22 protein-coding genes and 5 tRNA genes are annotated in these 18,309 nt (G+C 41.0%); 6 read left to right on the forward strand and 21 right to left on the reverse strand.

All coding sequences use genetic code 11. The features are described from left to right. Positions 1-11: 11 nt before the first annotated feature. From rplK to K1F36_RS12700, 21 genes are all read right to left on the reverse strand, one after another. The gene (rplK, locus tag K1F36_RS12600; protein ID WP_108247119.1) at positions 12-449 is read right to left on the reverse strand and encodes a 50S ribosomal protein L11; all 438 of its coding nucleotides are present in this window, start codon (positions 447-449) and stop codon (positions 12-14) included. 67 nt (positions 450-516) lie between these two features. Then, entirely contained in the window at positions 517-1,068 is a 552-nt protein-coding gene (gene nusG, locus K1F36_RS12605; RefSeq protein ID WP_108247120.1) for a transcription termination/antitermination protein NusG, read from the reverse strand. 12 nt (positions 1,069-1,080) lie between these two features. Next, positions 1,081-1,269 (reverse strand): preprotein translocase subunit SecE, encoded by a 189-nt coding sequence (gene secE / locus K1F36_RS12610; RefSeq protein ID WP_220114146.1) that lies wholly within the window; start codon positions 1,267-1,269, stop codon positions 1,081-1,083. Positions 1,270-1,290: 21 nt separating this feature from the next. Continuing rightward, a tRNA-Trp gene (locus K1F36_RS12615) sits at positions 1,291-1,363 on the reverse strand. A 71-nt stretch (positions 1,364-1,434) separates the two neighbouring features. Next, positions 1,435-2,622 (reverse strand): elongation factor Tu, encoded by a 1,188-nt coding sequence (gene tuf / locus K1F36_RS12620; RefSeq protein ID WP_108247122.1) that lies wholly within the window; start codon positions 2,620-2,622, stop codon positions 1,435-1,437. Between the two features lie 48 nt (positions 2,623-2,670). After that, positions 2,671-2,742, reverse strand: a tRNA-Thr gene (locus tag K1F36_RS12625). A gap of 94 nt (positions 2,743-2,836) precedes the next feature. Next, positions 2,837-2,912 (reverse strand) — tRNA-Gly (locus K1F36_RS12630). Between the two features lie 80 nt (positions 2,913-2,992). Next, a tRNA-Tyr gene (locus tag K1F36_RS12635) sits at positions 2,993-3,075 on the reverse strand. 23 nt (positions 3,076-3,098) lie between these two features. After that, positions 3,099-3,172 (reverse strand) — tRNA-Thr (locus K1F36_RS12640). Positions 3,173-3,273: 101 nt separating this feature from the next. After that, a complete protein-coding gene (gene hpf / locus K1F36_RS12645; RefSeq protein WP_108247123.1) occupies positions 3,274-3,576 on the reverse strand; it encodes a ribosome hibernation-promoting factor, HPF/YfiA family in 303 nt (100 codons plus the stop codon). Positions 3,577-3,629: 53 nt separating this feature from the next. Beyond that, positions 3,630-4,520 carry a tyrosine-type recombinase/integrase gene (locus K1F36_RS12650; RefSeq protein WP_220114147.1) on the reverse strand — a complete coding sequence of 297 codons (891 nt, stop codon included), beginning with the start codon at positions 4,518-4,520 and terminating at the stop codon, positions 3,630-3,632. Between the two features lie 98 nt (positions 4,521-4,618). After that, the gene (gene rpsU, locus K1F36_RS12655) at positions 4,619-4,813 is read right to left on the reverse strand and encodes a 30S ribosomal protein S21 (RefSeq protein WP_090299076.1); all 195 of its coding nucleotides are present in this window, start codon (positions 4,811-4,813) and stop codon (positions 4,619-4,621) included. Between the two features lie 95 nt (positions 4,814-4,908). After that, entirely contained in the window at positions 4,909-6,075 is a 1,167-nt protein-coding gene (locus K1F36_RS12660) for an acyl-CoA dehydrogenase family protein (RefSeq protein WP_220114148.1), read from the reverse strand. Between the two features lie 10 nt (positions 6,076-6,085). Next, complete coding sequence (locus tag K1F36_RS12665) at positions 6,086-6,940, reverse strand: ComEA family DNA-binding protein (RefSeq protein ID WP_220114149.1); 855 nt, start codon at positions 6,938-6,940, stop codon at positions 6,086-6,088. A gap of 15 nt (positions 6,941-6,955) precedes the next feature. After that, a complete protein-coding gene (locus K1F36_RS12670) occupies positions 6,956-9,019 on the reverse strand; it encodes an amino acid carrier protein (RefSeq protein ID WP_220114150.1) in 2,064 nt (687 codons plus the stop codon). Between the two features lie 85 nt (positions 9,020-9,104). Next, positions 9,105-10,112 carry a potassium channel family protein gene (locus K1F36_RS12675; RefSeq protein ID WP_220114151.1) on the reverse strand — a complete coding sequence of 336 codons (1,008 nt, stop codon included), beginning with the start codon at positions 10,110-10,112 and terminating at the stop codon, positions 9,105-9,107. 2 nt (positions 10,113-10,114) lie between these two features. Beyond that, entirely contained in the window at positions 10,115-10,342 is a 228-nt protein-coding gene (locus K1F36_RS12680; RefSeq protein ID WP_100817497.1) for a PspC domain-containing protein, read from the reverse strand. A gap of 8 nt (positions 10,343-10,350) precedes the next feature. Next, on the reverse strand, positions 10,351-11,631 hold the full coding sequence (locus K1F36_RS12685; RefSeq protein ID WP_220114152.1) for a DUF2851 family protein: 1,281 nt from the start codon (positions 11,629-11,631) through the stop codon (positions 10,351-10,353). Between the two features lie 21 nt (positions 11,632-11,652). After that, positions 11,653-11,964 (reverse strand): rhodanese-like domain-containing protein, encoded by a 312-nt coding sequence (locus tag K1F36_RS12690; protein WP_108247130.1) that lies wholly within the window; start codon positions 11,962-11,964, stop codon positions 11,653-11,655. Between the two features lie 84 nt (positions 11,965-12,048). Next, the gene (locus tag K1F36_RS12695; RefSeq protein WP_220114153.1) at positions 12,049-12,681 is read right to left on the reverse strand and encodes a thioredoxin family protein; all 633 of its coding nucleotides are present in this window, start codon (positions 12,679-12,681) and stop codon (positions 12,049-12,051) included. A 6-nt stretch (positions 12,682-12,687) separates the two neighbouring features. Then, a complete protein-coding gene (locus K1F36_RS12700; protein ID WP_220114154.1) occupies positions 12,688-13,242 on the reverse strand; it encodes a TlpA disulfide reductase family protein in 555 nt (184 codons plus the stop codon). A gap of 134 nt (positions 13,243-13,376) precedes the next feature. Between K1F36_RS12700 and K1F36_RS12705 the strand changes: the two genes are divergently transcribed. The 6 genes from K1F36_RS12705 (at position 13,377) to trpD (ending at position 18,288) form a co-directional block, all read left to right on the forward strand. After that, a complete protein-coding gene (locus K1F36_RS12705; RefSeq protein WP_220114155.1) occupies positions 13,377-13,823 on the forward strand; it encodes a MarR family winged helix-turn-helix transcriptional regulator in 447 nt (148 codons plus the stop codon). Between the two features lie 7 nt (positions 13,824-13,830). Beyond that, on the forward strand, positions 13,831-14,463 hold the full coding sequence (locus K1F36_RS12710) for an NAD(P)H-dependent oxidoreductase (RefSeq protein ID WP_220114156.1): 633 nt from the start codon (positions 13,831-13,833) through the stop codon (positions 14,461-14,463). 40 nt (positions 14,464-14,503) lie between these two features. Continuing rightward, on the forward strand, positions 14,504-15,073 hold the full coding sequence (locus K1F36_RS12715; protein ID WP_207033391.1) for a YceI family protein: 570 nt from the start codon (positions 14,504-14,506) through the stop codon (positions 15,071-15,073). Between the two features lie 244 nt (positions 15,074-15,317). Beyond that, positions 15,318-16,715 (forward strand): anthranilate synthase component I family protein, encoded by a 1,398-nt coding sequence (locus tag K1F36_RS12720; protein ID WP_220114157.1) that lies wholly within the window; start codon positions 15,318-15,320, stop codon positions 16,713-16,715. Between the two features lie 2 nt (positions 16,716-16,717). Continuing rightward, complete coding sequence (locus K1F36_RS12725) at positions 16,718-17,287, forward strand: anthranilate synthase component II (protein ID WP_220114158.1); 570 nt, start codon at positions 16,718-16,720, stop codon at positions 17,285-17,287. An 8-nt stretch (positions 17,288-17,295) separates the two neighbouring features. After that, positions 17,296-18,288, forward strand: a complete 993-nt coding sequence (trpD, locus tag K1F36_RS12730; RefSeq protein WP_220114159.1) for an anthranilate phosphoribosyltransferase — start codon at positions 17,296-17,298, stop codon at positions 18,286-18,288. Positions 18,289-18,309: the final 21 nt, after the last annotated feature.

The raw sequence follows: 18,309 nt of genomic DNA on the forward strand, positions 1-18,309 counted from the left end.
GCTTTCAGATTTTAAAAAGGTCTTTGTCCTGCTATTTTCAGACCCATAGATCTTGCAGTACCCGCAACCATACTCATTGCAGATTCCACGGTAAAAGCGTTTAAATCCACCATTTTATCTTCGGCGATCGCTTTTACTTGATCCCAGGTTACTGAACCATTCTTAACCCTGTTAGGTTCGCCAGATCCTTTTTTAATCTTAGCCACTTCCATCAATTGAACTGCCGCAGGTGGTGTTTTTACAACAAACTCGAAAGATTTGTCTTTGTAAACGGTGATAACAACAGGTAATACTTTACCTTGTTTGTCCTGCGTACGAGCATTAAACTGCTTACAGAACTCCATGATGTTAACACCAGCAGCACCTAAGGCGGGTCCAACCGGTGGCGATGGGTTCGCAGCACCTCCCCTAACTTGTAATTTAACTACCTTATCTACTTCTTTTGCCATTGTTTCTAATTAAATTCAAAGTGTGTCAATTGGAAGCAACACAGCTTTATATATGTAACAGCTCTTGTTATACTTTTTCTACTTGCATATAGCTAAGTTCCAGTGGAGTTTTTCTACCAAAAATCTTCACCATAACCTCCAGCTTACGCTTTTCTTCATTGATTTTTTCAACAGTTCCGTTAAAACCATTAAAAGGTCCATCAATAACCTTTACTGTTTCACCCAATACAAATGGAATAGAAACGTTATCCGTATTCACAGCCAACTCATCTACCTTACCAAGCATACGGTTGACTTCTGACTTTCTCAACGGTACTGGATCACCACCTTTCACCTCGCCCAAGAAACCAATCACATTGGTTATGGATCGGATGATGTGAACCATTTCTCCTCCAAGATTGGCCTTTATCATAATATATCCTGGAAAGTAAACTCTTTCTTTATTGATTTTCTTTCCATTACGTATCTGAACAACTTTTTCGGTAGGCACAAGAACTTCTTCGAGGTAGTCACCAAATCCAGCGCGCTCGACCTCGCTCTCTATATAGCCCTTGATCTTGTTCTCTTGACCACTGACCGCTCTTACTACATACCATTTTTTCTCCAGAACCTCAGACATATCGAACGATCTTTACCCTATTAATTTTTCAAAATACAATGTGATCAGCTTACTGAACAAGGAATCCACTCCCCAAGTCGCCAAAGCAAATAAAATGGAAAAAACCGCTACAATAACCATCAAATTGGAAGCTTTACTTCTTTCCAACCAAGTAACATTGTTCTTAAGCTCTTCTAATGATTCCTTTATGTAAGTGACCATAATTTTAAAATATTTTGCTTGCACGGGAGGAGAGACTCGAACTCCCGACACCTGGTTTTGGAGACCAGTGCTCTACCAACTGAGCTACACCCGTTTATAATTACACTGAAAGGTATCCCGAGTAAATCGGAACACCCTTGAGTGCAATTTTATATTAAAATGAATTTAATCTAGAATCTCAGTAACCTGACCGGCACCTACTGTTCTACCACCCTCACGGATAGCGAAACGTAGACCAACGCTCAATGCGATTGGCTGAATCAAATCCACAGTAATTGTCAAGTTATCACCTGGCATTACCATCTCAACACCATCAGGAAGGTTAATGTTACCTGTTACGTCAGTTGTACGAACGTAGAACTGTGGACGGTAGTTGTTGTGGAATGGAGTGTGACGTCCACCTTCTTCTTTTTTCAAGATATAAACCTCAGCTTTGAATTTAGCGTGCGGCTTAACAGAACCTGGCTTACAGATTACCATACCTCTTTTGATATCAGATTTCTCGATACCTCTCAAAAGAAGACCAACGTTATCTCCAGCTTCACCTCTATCCAAAATCTTACGGAACATCTCAACACCAGTAATGGTAGAAGACAATTTCTCAGCACCCATACCAATGATATCTACAGCGTCACCAGTGTTGGCAACACCTGTTTCGATACGACCGGTAGCAACAGTACCACGACCAGTAATAGTGAATACATCTTCGATTGGCATAAGGAAGTCTTTATCCACCTCACGAGTTGGCTCCTCGATCCAGCTATCAACAGCTTCCATCAATTCCATTACAGTGTCAACCCATTTTTGCTCACCGTTCAAAGCACCTAGTGCAGAACCAGAGATTACAGGTCCGTTGTCACCATCATATTCATAGAAAGAAAGCAATTCCCTTACTTCCATTTCAACAAGCTCCAATAGCTCCTCATCATCCACCATGTCAACTTTGTTCAAGAAAACAACGATACGTGGAATACCTACCTGACGACCCAAAAGGATGTGCTCACGAGTCTGTGGCATAGGACCATCAGTTGCAGCAACCACCAAAATAGCACCGTCCATCTGAGCAGCACCAGTAACCATGTTCTTTACGTAATCCGCGTGACCAGGACAGTCAACGTGAGCGTAGTGACGGTTAGCAGTTTGGTACTCAACGTGTGAAGTGTTGATAGTAATACCTCTTTCTTTTTCTTCTGGCGCGTTATCGATGGAGTCAAAGCTTCTAAGCTCGGACAAACCAGCGTTCGCCAATACAGTGGTAATAGCAGCAGTCAATGTTGTTTTACCGTGATCCACGTGTCCAATGGTACCAATATTTAAGTGGGGTTTGGAACGATCAAAAGTTTCCTTTGCCATTTTAAAATAATTTTAATCTTAGTTTATATTAGTGTACAAATCGTTTTGAGCCAATGACGGGAATTGAACCCGTGACCTCTTCCTTACCAAGGAAACGCTCTACCCCTGAGCTACACCGGCCTATGGGTTATCAGGTTTAGAGTTTAAAGTTACAAGCTTAGCTCGTCAAAACTTCAACCTTTTTACACTTGCATCTAAAAGATTCAAGTTTATATGGAGCGGGAGACCGGGTTCGAACCGGCGACATTCAGCTTGGAAGGCTGACGCTCTACCAACTGAGCTACTCCCGCATTTTTTTCTGGATTTTCATCCAAAGATTCCAATATTTCAAAAAACCTTCTATCCCGATTGTTCCGACGAACAATCTTTGTGGGGGGAGCAGGATTCGAACCTGCGAAGGTAAAAACCAACAGATTTACAGTCTGTCCTCGTTGGCCGCTTGAGTATCCCCCCCGCCTTATTTTCAGTAACTTACGAGCCGATAGAGGGACTCGAACCCACGACCTGCTGATTACAAATCAGCTGCTCTAGCCAGCTGAGCTATATCGGCATTTCACCGCTTTTTTCTCACTAAAAAAGCCCGCTATTTCTAACGGACTGCAAATGTATATATTTATATTTTAATTCAAAATAAAATTTGAAAAATTTTCATCAAGCATTCGCCCTTAACTTCTCCTTCTTCTTCACCAACTGTCTTTCCAAGGAACTACAGGCCGAATCCACGGCCTCTTCAAAAGACTTACATTGCTTTTTCACCATGATTTTGTCGCGGGGGACGAACACCATGATTTCCACGATCTTATTCTCCTTTGCACTTGTGTTTTCCACTTTTAAATAAACATCCGATTCGATGACCTTGTCATAAAACAATTCCAACTTGTCCATTCGCTTTTGGACAAAGTCGATGAGTTTACCATCAGCTGTAAAATTTACCGATTGTGCGTTTACTTTCATAAGACGAAGTTTTAGTACTGTCAAAGACAGTGAAGTTAAACAATACAAGAATTTTATTTCTTGTTTCTTGGGTGGGCCTTTTGATGCACTTTTTTAAGTTCGGCAATACTATTGTGCGTATACACCTGTGTTGATGCCAAACTTGAATGGCCCAGTAATTCCTTTACGGAATTTAAATCCGCCCCCCTATTCAGCAAGTGTGTTGCAAAGGTGTGCCTTAATATATGAGGGCTCTTTTTCACCTTAGGGGACACTAAACTAAAATACTTATTTATGGTTCGATAAACAAGTGTTTCATAAATTTTAAGACCTTCTTTTGTTAAAATCAAGAAAGACGAATCCGTCACATTTTCAAGCTCCGAACGCTTGATTAAATAGCTTTTAATTCGTTCTATGGTTGATGGTAGCATGGGAATGATACGCTCCTTGTTGCGCTTGCCCAGCACTTTGATGACCTGGGACAAAAAATCCACATCGTTGATTTTCAAGTTTACCAATTCCGCTCTACGTATTCCTGTGGTGTACAATAATTCTATGATCAGTTTATCCCGTACGCCCTCAAAATCATCTGCAAAAGGTATTTCAGATAGAATCGTTTCCATTTCGTTCTCGGAAAAAGGCACCTCTACTTTTTTACTTGTTTTGAGAGCCCTATGCTTTACTAAAGGTGAAACGGCAATATCACCGATCTTCAATAAAAATTTGTAATAAGCCTGTAGAGAAGATATTTTTCTGTTGATGGACCTATTGGATATGCCATGGTCGGATAGCTCTACTATCCAGTTCCTGATTAATGGATAGGAAATCTTCACAATATCTTCCTCCCCATGGTTCTCCGAGCAGAATTGAGCAAAGGTTTCAATATCCTTTTGATATGCCCTTACGGTATGATCGGAGTAATTCTTCTCCAACCTTAAATAAGATATAAAAGCGGTTACGGACATATATCAAAGGTAGCAATTTAGACTGCCCATGGATATAAAACGAAAAATCCCGCTCCAATATTGGAGCGGGATTCATATATTTTGTAAAAGCGATAGCCCTATACTTCTTCTTGATCCCTAAGACCTTGAATGTACTGTGCTTTTTGAATTTGCGCTCTACGCTCTACAGAAGGCTTGGTAAACTGCTGTCTTGATCTTAACTGACGCATGGTACCTGTTCTGTCAAACTTACGTTTGAAACGCTTTAAAGCTCTATCGATGTTTTCTCCTTCTTTAACTGGTATAATTAACATGGGCTACAACCTCCTTTCTTTAAAATTTTGGTCTGCAAATATACAAATGATATTCAATGGGTAAAGAAATATTTTATTTTTTTGAAGAAAGGCTATTATGAACGCTTTTTGTATTCCTTTTTATCCACAATAATCTTCGCCAAAATTTCCTTTAAAATCTCCGATGTACCCCCGCCAATTGGCCCCAATCTACTATCACGCATCAAACGTGCCATAGGATAATCTTCTATATATCCGTAACCGCCCAAAAACTGTAGACAGTTATAAATGACCTCATCGGCCATTTTTGTCGATTTCAATTTGGATATAGTCGCTTCCTTCACCACATAGACACCTTTTTCCATTTGCGCTACGGTGGCATAATTGAACTGCTTGCACACCAACATATCCGAATACAGATCCACCAATCGGTGGCGCAATGCCTGGAATTGGTCTATACTTCTACCGAACGCCTCACGTTCGGACATGTATTGCAGGGCATAATCAAGAGCAAACTCTGCACGCGCATGCGCATTGACCCCCATCACCAATCGCTCCAAAGCAAAGGCTTCCATAATATAACCAAAGCCTTCGTTTTCGGTACCCAACAAATTTGAAGCAGGAACCTCAACATTGTCAAAGGCCAGCTCAGCGGTATCGGATGCACGCCAGCCCAATTTGTTCAACTTACTCGCCGACACGCCTTTCGCATGCCTATCCATCACAAACATACTGATACCTTTATGGCCGGCATCCTTATCAGTTTTTGCCGCGAGTATAATATAGTCCCCGTAAACACCATTGGTAATAAATGTCTTGGACCCATTTACAATATATACGTCTCCTTTCTTTTCGGCAGTGGTTCGCATAGCGGCGACATCACTCCCCCCAAAGGGCTCGGACACTCCTAAACAGCCAATCTTACTGCCAAGCACACTGGGTTCCAGATAAGCTTTTTTCTGCCCATCATTGGCCAATTTGTTCAAATAGGTCATCGCGAGATACTGGTGCGCCCACATGGCGGCAGCAAAACCTCCCGAATTGATTTTTTGTAATTCTTCCAGAAAAATAACGGTATAAAAAAGGTCTAGGTTCAATCCCGAATAGGCTTCTGGAGTCATCAATCCAAAAAAGCCCATTTCACCGAACTTGGGCCATATAGATTTATCAATTTTTCCGGATTCCTCCCATTCCTCTATATGGGGAACAACTTCTTTCTGTAAAAAATCCTTCAAACTTTCGCGGAATAAGTTATGCTCTTCCGTGAAGTACATTTCGTTCATAGCACCTATTTTATAAAGACAAATATAAAGCTATTCTATCTAGCTTTTCTGTAGGGAATCCGTCTACTTGACTCAATTCCTGTAAAGATGCAAATAAACCATTTTTATCTCTATATTCCACAATGTTGGATGCCAATGAACCATTTATATAGACCAATCGGGATAATTCTTTTGCATTGGCCTTGTTCACATTGATTTTGCCTACCTCAGGTTTTTCAAACACTTGAAACTTGAGCAAGGCTTTCTCCACGACCTCTGATTCAAGCCCGTAAACATCATATAATTGTTCACTAACCAAAAAACCACCCAACCTATCCCTGAATTTTATAATTCGTTTGGATAATGTTTCCCCGATACCGTAGACTTGTCTCAATTCTTCAGCCGTCGCTGCATTCAAGTCTTTGATATTGGTTTTGGTCGCAGGCTTTGAAGTTGCCTTCTTTACCGTTTGATTTTTTCCTGCCCATTCTGGAAATTTGAAATAGGGCGAGATTTTACTTAAAAGTGAATCGGATATCTGGGTAACTATTTGGAACTCCTTGTCCGAATTCACAAATTTTCCTTTATCCCTAAAAGCGAACAACCTATCCAATTCAGATGGAGACAATCCCAGAGCGTAGCCCTTATAATCGGCTAAATAATTTGGATTGAAGGGATATATTTTTTGGGATTTATCAAATCGCTCCTTTTTAAGACTGTCTATCTTGGTTTGCTCGACAGCATTGAGGGCAAAATCACTTTTTAAATTAGTTGGATTTGCCTTCACATAATAATACCCGCATTGAAGCACGACCACGATCAACAACAAAAAGAAAATCCCACTTCGTTCCTGTTTATTGAACCTGAAGTGGGATTGCTTTTTCATATTATAAAGATGCTTTTAGCTCTTCAATTTTTTAAATAGCTGTCCTGCTTTCAATTTTGCCAAGTATCCATCCAAATCTTTACGCACCTCACCAGACATTATATATAGTCCAATGATGTTCGGGAAGGACATGGCCAAGATCATCATATCCGAAAAGTCCAGTACAGCTCCCAAACTAACGGAAGCACCTACCACTACGAATACCAAGAACAACATTTTATAAATCATTTCGGAACGCTTGCTCTTTCCAAAAAGATACGTCCAAGCTCTCATTCCATAGTAAGACCACGAAATCATGGTTGAGAATGCAAAAAGGAACACGGCCAAAGCCAGTATGTATGGGAACCAAGAGATTTGGCTACCAAAAGCATCAGAAGTCAACTGGGCACCAGCCATTCCTTCCACTTCGTGCATTCCTGTAAAAATCAACACCAAAGCGGTAAGGGTACATACCACTACGGTATCAATAAATGGCTCAAGCAAGGCAACAAAACCTTCGGATGGTGGGTGGTTGGTTTTTGCGGCACTGTGCGCAATAGCTGCAGAACCTACACCAGCCTCATTGGAGAAGGCCGCACGCTGGAAACCAATGACCAGAACTCCGAGTATACCTCCTTTAAGTGCTGAAGGGCTAAATGCTCCATCAACAATAGCAGAGAATGCCGGGCCAATATTCTGTATGTTCATTATAATGACAGCCAAGGCAGCTACTATATATATAGATGCCATAATAGGTACGATTTTACCTGTTACCTTGGCAATACTGCTTATACCTCCAATGATAACAACACCTACCAAGATTGCTGTAACCACTCCAAACCAGAATCCGTTACCGGCCAATACTGGAAACTGTCCTGCCAATTGTTCAAAGGACTGGTTTGCTTGGAACATATTTCCACCGCCAAATGAGGCTCCAACGGCAAGTACGGCAAATACACCGGCCAATACTTTACCAAACCCTTTCAGGTTTCTTTTTTCAAGACCATAACGAAGGTAATTCATAGGGCCCCCAAACACACGGCCATCAGGAAGGATATCACGATATTTTACACCGAGGGTACATTCTACAAATTTTGAAGACATACCCAAAAGACCACAAACTATCATCCAGAAAGTTGCACCTGCGCCTCCTAACGATACTGCTACGGCAACACCTGCTATATTTCCGAGACCAACAGTACCGGAAACTGCAGTGGCCAATGCTTGAAAGTGGGTAACTTGCCCTGGCGCATCCGGGTCATCATATTTTCCTTTGGCCAAATCGATGGAATGTCTAAACCCACGAATGTTGATGAAGCCCATTCTAATCGTAAAGAACAGTGCGCCCAATACCAACCAGATTACAATAAAAGGAATACCTTTTATTATAGGGTCACCATTGGGATGAATCATTGCAATAGGCTCATCATATTCCACCTCAGCAAAATAATGAGCTCCTTGTTCGATTACGTGTTCTTGGTTTTCAGAGTTATAGATTACGTTTCCTTCTTTGACCTTATGTTGTAATTTACCTTTCGCAGAAGATTTAATTGTAATATCCCCGCGCTTATCACTGGTAATGACAGCGATGTCTTCACCAGCCGTAACACTGGCCTTATCGCCCTTGAGCCACTGTTTTAAGATGAACTTATCTTGGGTCTCGTTGCTCCAATCGGGTATTCCTATCAACTTTACATCGGCATAGGCAACTGGATCATAGATTCCGATGGCGGCAAAAGGGTCCCAAAAAAGAACAGACCCCAATGCGCTTACTGCCGGGGTCATGGTTCCATTAAAAACTTCTGTTATCGATTCTGTCTCTACCTTAAATTCTTTGGTAACGGAATTACCTGCTGCATCGGTTACCGTTACGCTATAAGGTATACCTTCCACCAATCCCTTTGCAGATTTGGATGTAAGTGGTGTTTCCTGATTGCTCCACTTGTAGGTGTAGGGCTCCGTTCCTCCATCAACTTCAAGCTCTATGGCTCCATCATTAATATTATTGGAAACATTGTAGGTCTTACCTACTACAGTCAATTCCTGTGAAAAACCAGTGGTCAATGCACAAAAAGACAATAGAAAAAGAAAATACTTCATATATTGAGATTAGTTAGTTTTTGGTATGATAAAGGCAACAATATCCAAAAAAAAATCAACGCTATCAAATTTTAAGTTTTTTTAACTAACCGATCTGAAACATTTGATTTAATTTCCTTATTTGCTCAGGTCTCCCCAACACTATCACCTTACTTTTTGGTTGCAACACCAAGTCCGCCTCTGGGTTGATAACATAAGTTCCATTGGGATCTATGTAACCTATAATGGTACAGCCTGTCTTTCTTCTAAGATCTAAATCGCGAAGGGAATGACAGTCCATTTGATTGGTAAAATCCTCTATACTCACCTCTTCCAGGTTTGTAGTATGCTCCCCTTCTATGGAAAGCTGATCTAGAAATGTGATCAAATCGGGCATTACCACCAAGGAGGCCATATGGTCCCCTCCTATTTTATCGGGCATAATGACCTTATTGGCCCCCGCAAATTCCAATTTTTTCACGGAAGTGATTTGCGAAGCCCTACTTATAATAAAAAGGTTCTTATTGAGTTGGCGAGCAGAAAGCACAATAAACAGGTTGGCCGCATCGTCCGGAACTGCCGTAATCAAATACTGCGCCCTGTCTATTCCCGCCTGAAGCAGTACATCATCCTCATTGGCATCGCCTTCCACGAACAAAATCTCTTCCTCATGTCGCTCGATAATTTCTTTGTCCTTTTCTATAACAACAAAAGGCTTGTTGTAGGCTATCAATTTTTCTGCTGCTTGCATGCCGTTCCTGCCGAAGCCACAGACCACAACATGGTTCGTTAGATCATCTATCTGTTTCTTCACTCTTTTCTTTTTTAGCAGTTCCAATGAGTTTCTTCCCAAAATGTACTCGGTAACCACCGATATGGCGAAACCGAAAATAAATACACTGGTAACAATTAAAAATACGGTAAAAATCTTTGCATTGGCGTCCAATGGCCGTACCTCCGAAAATCCAACGGTGGTCACGGTGATAATGGTCATATAAATGGCCTCTATCCAAGTAAAATCGGACAGCATTTTGTAACCGATAACCCCGAACAGCAACACCACTACCATTAAGGATAGGGCCAATACTATTTTGGAGCGCATCAGTCTAATCATGTCTACAGGTCAAATACAGATGTTCTTTTGGTATAGATCAAGTCTTTGATTCTAAGCCAAAAAGCTATGAACAGGTATAGCGCAAATCCAAAGCCCAGGGTAACAAAAGTTAAATAAATAAAACTGGTACGCACCACGCGGGCCCGTATGCCCAAACGCTCAGCAATCCGGCCACAAACCTCGAATCCTCTTTTTTGAAAGTAATAAAGGGTGTTATAGAACAAAGACATAGCCAAAATTATGTATTTCTATTTAATAATTGTGTACCGATCACGCATTGCATACATTTATTTTTAACGCAGTAATTTGTATATAATTCTAATTTTGCTTGACTCTCCAATGCATTTTGGGTTTTCGGTCCCATTTTGTCAAAATTTTTGATGATGGAATTGTCCTCTCTCCCCAATTCGGACATTAATGAAATCAACTCATCGTTCCAATCCCTCCCAGTATGTTTGGCATAACAGAATTTGATGGGCACCAACGTATTGATGACAACAAGGTCGATAAACTTTTTGGACAGTTTTTTTGTACTCTTTTTAGAAGCCTTACCAAAGGTATAATGGTCTTGCCAATATTTTCCAGCACCAATTTCAAACACTTGATAAATAGATTCCAAGGAATTCGACTCCATCAATCTGGAAAAAAGGTTGTGGTTTTTCAAACACAGGTTGACCAATTGCGAAATTCGAACAGTTGGAAAATTCATCGGCCGCAATCCAAAAAATTCTGGTTTTGATTGTGACTCTTCCATATCAAATTTACGAAGCAGGTAATCATACTCCTTTTGAAGCTGCACATAATAGGAGTCCGAACATTCCTCCATCCTCAAAAGACCAAAATGTCCAAAGAGCAACGCTTCCAACTGCAAGGGCTCGTTGATGGTTTTCCTAACGATTGAAAAATCCAGTTGTCGCGCACGGTCTAAAAAATATTGCCCATTTACCTTGGAGCCAAAATTCTTGGCCAAGAGTATAAACAACACTGCTTCCCAATCATTCTTGGATGTCTGTAAAAGTTCAATTATCAATTGGGATTTATGCTCCAGTCGCTCAATGTACAAACGATGCAACCAGTTGTCAATCAAAAAAGGGTCAACATCTTTCAGGTCCCTCTCACAGTTGATAAAGTTAATCCGGGAATTGTCCATTAAGTTCCGATAACCCTCCAACAACTTGCCGGACACGTAGCGCTTTACTTCCAAGGTGGGAATTTGAGAACCATCTTTCCTAAAAACAGCAATGTCATCCTCCCATACCACATGGAGAATGACATTGTTGTAATTTTCATCTGTTTCGTGATGGTGCACATACCAATCGGAGGATTTGATGTGCATTTCCACATTCCCGGCCCAGAGCTGCCCGTCGATTTCGACCTTGGCATTGAAAAAATCCGGGCCGGCCAAACTGTTTTGGGTCCCCAGAGCCTTGACCAGAATAGGTTCACCGTTACCCGTACGCAGGTTTTCCGTTGGAAGCTTGTTGTGCTTCCAAATAAAATAAAGTAGGTCTTCTCGCATTGATTTGGGATAAATGGAGGTCTACTCTTCTACATCGCCGTCCCAGTTCATAAAACCGCCCTCCAGATTATAGGCATTTTCGAACCCGAGACTGTTCATTATGGCACAGGCCTGACCGCTACGGTTTCCAGACCTGCAGTAAACGTAATAGTTTTTGGACTTGTCCAATTTTTCCAGTTCATCGACAAATTCTTGTCCTAAATATATATCGATGTTCGTTGAACCTGGGATATACCCTTCTTCAACTTCTTCCGGGGTGCGTACATCCAAAATAAAGGCGTTGTTATCATTTTCCAATTGTTCCGCCCATTCTTCTTGTGATAGATCTGACATTATTTTTCTATTTAGATTGATACAAAAATAAAAATCCGAAGCATTATTACTCCGGATTTACAAATTCTTTATTTTGAACAGGGTCTATTTTATCCCACATCCAATGGCTTTTGTTGTTTTTGGATTGATTTCATTTCCTGCCAACATTGCGTTCACGGCATTTTCCACAAAGGGTTCCTCCACTTGTGATGCATCCTGATAATTGTCGTCGATAGTCCCTATATACCTAACCACATTCCCTATTGTCGTTTTCTCCAAAAGAAAAACATGTGGGGTACGCGTAGCTCCATATTGCGGGTAGACTTTTTGGCCCTCGTCCAAGAGGTACGGAAAAGTGAAACCTTTTTTATCGGCACGCTCTTTCATTTTGGCAAAACTATCGCCTGATTTAACGCTTGGATCGTTCGGATTAATGGCAATAACGGGCACACCTTGAGGTTTGTATTTGGCATCCAAGGCAATTATTCTATCCTCATAGGCCTGGGCATAGGGGCAAGTATTACAGGTAAAGATCACCAAAAAACCTTTGGCACTACCATAATCCGACAGCGATACCATGTTCCCATCCACATTTTTCAATGAGAAGTCGTCGGCCAGATCACCGATTTCGTACCCATCATTCAAATTATGTTCGGCCGCCACTTTGAACCCTACGGCAAAAGATGCCACAAAGATCAATAGTAATGCGGACCATCCTAAAATTCTGATTTTTTTCATAGCTCATCAGTTTATGAATGTTTTCAACTCATTATTAAGTTCCTCGTACGTGAAACCACGCTCGTAAAAAGTTCGTTTTTCCTTATTATATATCAAGGTAGCTGGAATACCTCCGCCCCACTCCTCGGAGACTTTGGGTATCCAATCATTTTGTTTGGGGTCGTCCAGTATCACCACTTGGGATTGTATTTTATTTTTCTCCACATAGGGTTCCAAACGGCTCTTCCACATATTGGGCATATCCAAACTCACCAAAACCACCTCTACATTTTTCTCACCATATTCGGAATTGATTCGCTCAAAATGAGGCATCTCCTCTATACAAGGTTTGCACCATGTTGCCCAGAAATTTATAACATAGGTCTTGCCATCATTATTATGTAGCAATGGTTCAAAACCATCAAAATCATATATGGGAAAGGGAATATCATTCTGCTCATCACCATCCTTCACAACCATTTCATTCTCAACAATCTCGGATTTGCCATTATCCGCTTTCTTCTTTTCAGCGCACCCGAAAAAAATTGACATCACCAACAAAACCAACAATAACCTATTCATTACCTGAATTTTACAATTTAAAAATACGCACTACACATGCCATTTTTCCAGTCTTTAACAAAAAATTATCTATCATAAATTTGGATTGAAGGCCTAAATCAATATACATTTGTATATACAAATATTGTTTGTACATGAATGTTGAAGAAATTATAAAAACCTCAAAAAAGATTCCATTGGAACCAAGAACTCTGATTCATATGCAGCTTGTTCATAACAAGGTTATTGAAACTATGCATTCAGCGCTCAAACCTTTTGAGGTATCCCTGCAACAATTCAATGTGCTGCGCATTTTACGTGGACAACAGGGCAAACCTGCCAATCTATCTACATTGAATGAAAGAATGGTCACCAAAATGAGCAATACAACAAGATTAGTGGATAAGCTTTTGAACAAGGGGTTTGTAAACCGTTATGTATGCCCATCCAATCGAAGAAAAGTTGAGATTTTGATTACGGATGAAGGCCTCAAGGCTTTGGAACAGATGGACGAAGCTCTACTTGAAGCACACAAAACGATCTACAAGAATTTCAATCAGAACGATTTAGAGAAACTAAATGACTTACTAGATAAATTTTAAAGAAAGTATGAGTACAGTAATTGAACATAGAACTTGGCGCTACGCCACCAAGAAATTTGATGCCACGAAAAAGGTATCGGAGGAAGACCTGGAAACACTGATAGAGGCTACACGCTTAAGCGCCTCTTCCTACGGGCTGCAACCCTATCATATATTGGTAATTTCAAACCAAGAAACAAAAGAGCAGTTAAAACCGGCATCTTGGAATCAGTCTCAAATTACGGATGCATCGCATATCATCGTTTTTGCAAACGCAACGGACTTTGGCGAAGAATTGGTAGATGATTACGTGGCCAACGTGAGCCAAACCAGAAATATCCCCGAAGAAGGATTGAGGGGATATGCCGAATTTATGAAGTCCAAGTTGATAGACCTGCCTCTTGAAACCAAAGATAGTTGGACTGCCAAACAGGCTTACATTGCCTTCGGAAATTTGATGCAGGCCGCTGCGGAATTAAAAATTGACACCTGTCCCATGGAAGGTTTTGAATCCGAAAAATACAATGAAATTTTGGGGCTTGAGGATAAAAACCTCAACGCTGCAGTAGTATTGGCCATAGGATACCGTTCCGAAGAGGACGAAACCCAACACTACGCCAAGGTTAGAAAATCAACAGAAGAATTATTTACTCTAATATAATTATTGAACCCTTAACAATTAAATAGAAATTAAAACAATCATGAAAAAGACAATTCTAAGCTTAACGTTGGTAACCGTATTAGGTACCTCAGCAAATGCAAACCCTATCAAAGAAACCAAAGAAGTAAAAACTTCTGAAAGCCAAGTAACCTGGAAAGGCTACAAAGTAGGAGGTTCGCACGAAGGTACTATTAGCCTAAAATCCGGGGCTTTGGAATTTGATGGTGAAAAGTTGGTAGGCGGAGAGTTTGTTGTGGATATGACCAGCATCAACACAACCGATTTGGAAGGTGATTACAAAGGTCAATTGGACGGACACCTTAAATCCGATGACTTTTTTGGTACTGCCAATCACCCTACCGCCAAATTGGTTTTCACTAAAGTAAAGTCTACTGGAAAAAATTCTTACGACGTAACTGGTGATCTTACCATAAAAGGAACTACAGAGCCTGTTACTTTTGAAGTTTCCGTGTATGGGGATAAAGCAACCGCTTCCTTGAAGGTTGACAGAACCAAATACGACGTAAAATACGGATCGGGAATCATTGGTACCGCCAAGGACAAATTGATCTACGACGAGTTTGATTTGGTAGTTGACCTACAGATGTAATCAACTCCTGTTTAGTGTGTGAAAATCCCGTCCAAGATATTTCTAGGACGGGATTTTTTATTTTAAACAAAACATTGTTGTGCCGTTAAAAATTCCTTCCTATATTTGATGCAATGATTAACAGAATATCAAATAATTGGTGGTGGATTAACTTACGTCGAACTTCGTGAGCTAAGTCCCCATTATAATCATACAAGAGGCTTGTCATCACGACAGGCCTTTTTTAATTTATATAAGTACCAAAATGAGTTACACGCTAACCACACATTACAAAAAAATCCTCGCGGATACCATTACCCCCGTGAGCGTTTACCTAAAGGTCAGGGACAAATTCCCGAACAGCATTCTATTGGAAAGTAGCGATTACCATGCAAACGACAATAGTTTCTCATATATCTGCTGTAACCCTATCGCCTCCATTAAGATAGCAAACGAAATCATAACGGAGAGTTTTCCCGATGGCTCCAAAAAGGTGACAGATATTACTGCCGAAACCGATGTAACACAGGTTATCCATAATTTCAGTAAGCAGTTCAAGACCACCCAAAACGGCTTTAAATTTATCTATAACGGCCTATTCGGATATATGGCCTACGACGCCGTTAGATATTTTGAAGATGTGAAAATTTCGAAAAAGGAGGATTCCGTGGACATTCCGGACATTTACTATGCGGTGTACCAAAATATCATTGCCATCAATCATTTTAAAAATGAGGCCTATTTGTTCGCCCACTGTTATGATTCCGAAAGCAATGTGGATGAAATAGAGCAACTATTTAATGTCCGCACATTTTCTTCCTACAACTTCAACAAAGAAGGTGAACCAGAATCCAATTTAAAGGACGAGGATTACAAAGAACAGGTAGAACTGGCAAAAAAACACTGTCAACGGGGAGATGTGTTCCAATTGGTACTTTCAAGAAGGTTTAAGCAAAAATTCAAGGGAGATGAATTCAACGTGTACAGGGCACTACGTTCCATCAACCCCTCCCCTTACCTCTTCTATTTTGATTATGGAAACTTTAAAATATTCGGTAGCTCGCCAGAAGCGCAACTTATTGTAAAAGAAGGAAAGGCAGAAATACACCCTATAGCCGGAACCTACAAACGTACCGGAAACGATGAAAAAGATGCAGAACTGGCCAAAAAACTGGCACAGGACGAAAAGGAAAACAGCGAACACGTAATGCTCGTGGATCTTGCCCGAAACGATTTGAGCCGAAACGGAAACACCGTAAATGTGGAAACCTATCGAGAAGTACAATATTTCTCGCACGTAATTCACTTGGTCTCCAAAGTAACCGGACAAAAGAAAAAGGAAAGTACCACCATGAAGGTAGTAGCGGATACCTTCCCCGCGGGTACCTTGAGCGGAGCGCCCAAACATATGGCCATGCAGTTGATCGAGAAATATGAAAAAACGAGCCGCTCGTATTACGGTGGAGCAATCGGGTTCATGGATTTTGAAGGTAATTTTAACCACGCCATCATGATCCGCACGTTCCTGAGCAAAAACCACGAATTGTACTATCAAGCAGGAGCTGGTCTGGTGGCCGCCTCCAACCCGGATGATGAGCTACAAGAAACCTACAATAAATTGGGTGCGTTGAAAAAAGCACTGGAAATTGCCGAAACAATCTAACCATGGGAAGAAAGATTTTAATGATTGACAATTACGATAGTTTCACCTACAATTTGGTACACTATTTAGAAGATTTGGATTGCGAGGTAACCGTAAAACGGAACGACCAACTCACTTTGGACGAAGTTGAACCATTTGAATACATTGTGCTTTCCCCAGGCCCCGGAATTCCTGATGAAGCAGGACTTTTAAAGGAAATCATCAAAAAGTATGCACCAACAAAAAAAATCTTTGGGGTATGTCTGGGGCTACAGGCCATTGGTGAGGTATTCGGCGGAACACTAGTGAACCTTGACCAAGTATATCATGGCGTTGATACCACTATCACGGTTACTAAAGATGATCCGATTTATAAGAATATGTCCAAAACGCTTCAGGTTGGCAGATATCATTCCTGGGTGGTGGACCCCAATCTCCCAGAAGTATTGGAAACTACTGCCCTAGATGAAAATGGACAAGTGATGTCGCTCCGACATAAAGAATACGATGTTACCGCAGTGCAGTTCCATCCAGAATCAGTGTTGACACCGGAAGGAAAACAAATGCTCAAAAATTGGTTGGAAAGTAAATAGATTTGAAAATGAAAGCGACTTTAAATAAACTTATCAATCACGAAATTCTTCCAAAGGAAGAAGCAAAACAGATTCTGGTAAATATTGCCAAAGGAGATTATAACACCTCCCAAATTGCTGCATTCCTAACAGTGTACATGATGCGCAGTGTAACTATTGAAGAATTGGAAGGCTTTCGTGATGCCCTTTTGGAACTCTGTTTGGCAGTAGATCTTGCCGATTATGATCCAATCGACCTTTGTGGGACCGGTGGAGATGGCAAGGACACCTTCAATATTTCCACACTGGCGTCTTTTGTGACGGCCGGAGCCGGAATACACGTGACCAAACACGGAAACTATGGGGTTTCCTCCAAATGTGGCAGTAGCAATGTTATGGAATTCTTGGGAATCAAATTCAGCAACGATGCCGATTTCCTCAAAAAAACCATCGACGAAGCAGGTATTTGCGTGTTGCACGCCCCGCTGTTTCACCCCGCAATGAAAAACGTGGCACCTATCAGAAGGGAATTAGCGGTAAAAACATTCTTTAATATGTTAGGACCAATGGTAAACCCAGCATTCCCCAAAAACCAAATGGTAGGGGTCTATAATTTGGAATTGGCAAGGATGTATGGGTATCTGTATCAGAATACAGATAAGAAATTCACCATTTTAAATGCTTTGGACGGATATGATGAAATCTCCTTGACAGGCGATACCAAGACCATATCAAATCATACAGAGGCAATGCTAACGCCTTCGGATTTTGGCGTGGAAAAGGTTTCGCAAGAGGACATTATCGGAGGTAGCGACATTGCGGAATCCGCCCAAATATTTATGAATATTTTGCAAGGAAAAGGTACCGAGGCCCAAAACAACGTGGTCTGTGCCAATGCAGGAATAGCCATTGCAACGGTAAAAGGCATCACCCCAAAAGAAGGTTTTGAAAAAGCTAAAGAGTCATTACTCGGCGGCAAAGGGTTGGCATCACTCAAAAAATTGCAATCTTTATCTAATTAAAGTCAGGAGTCGGAAGACTGA

The organism is Flagellimonas abyssi (assembly GCF_019457905.1).
GTDB classification, from domain to species: Bacteria; Bacteroidota; Bacteroidia; order Flavobacteriales; family Flavobacteriaceae; genus Flagellimonas; species Flagellimonas abyssi.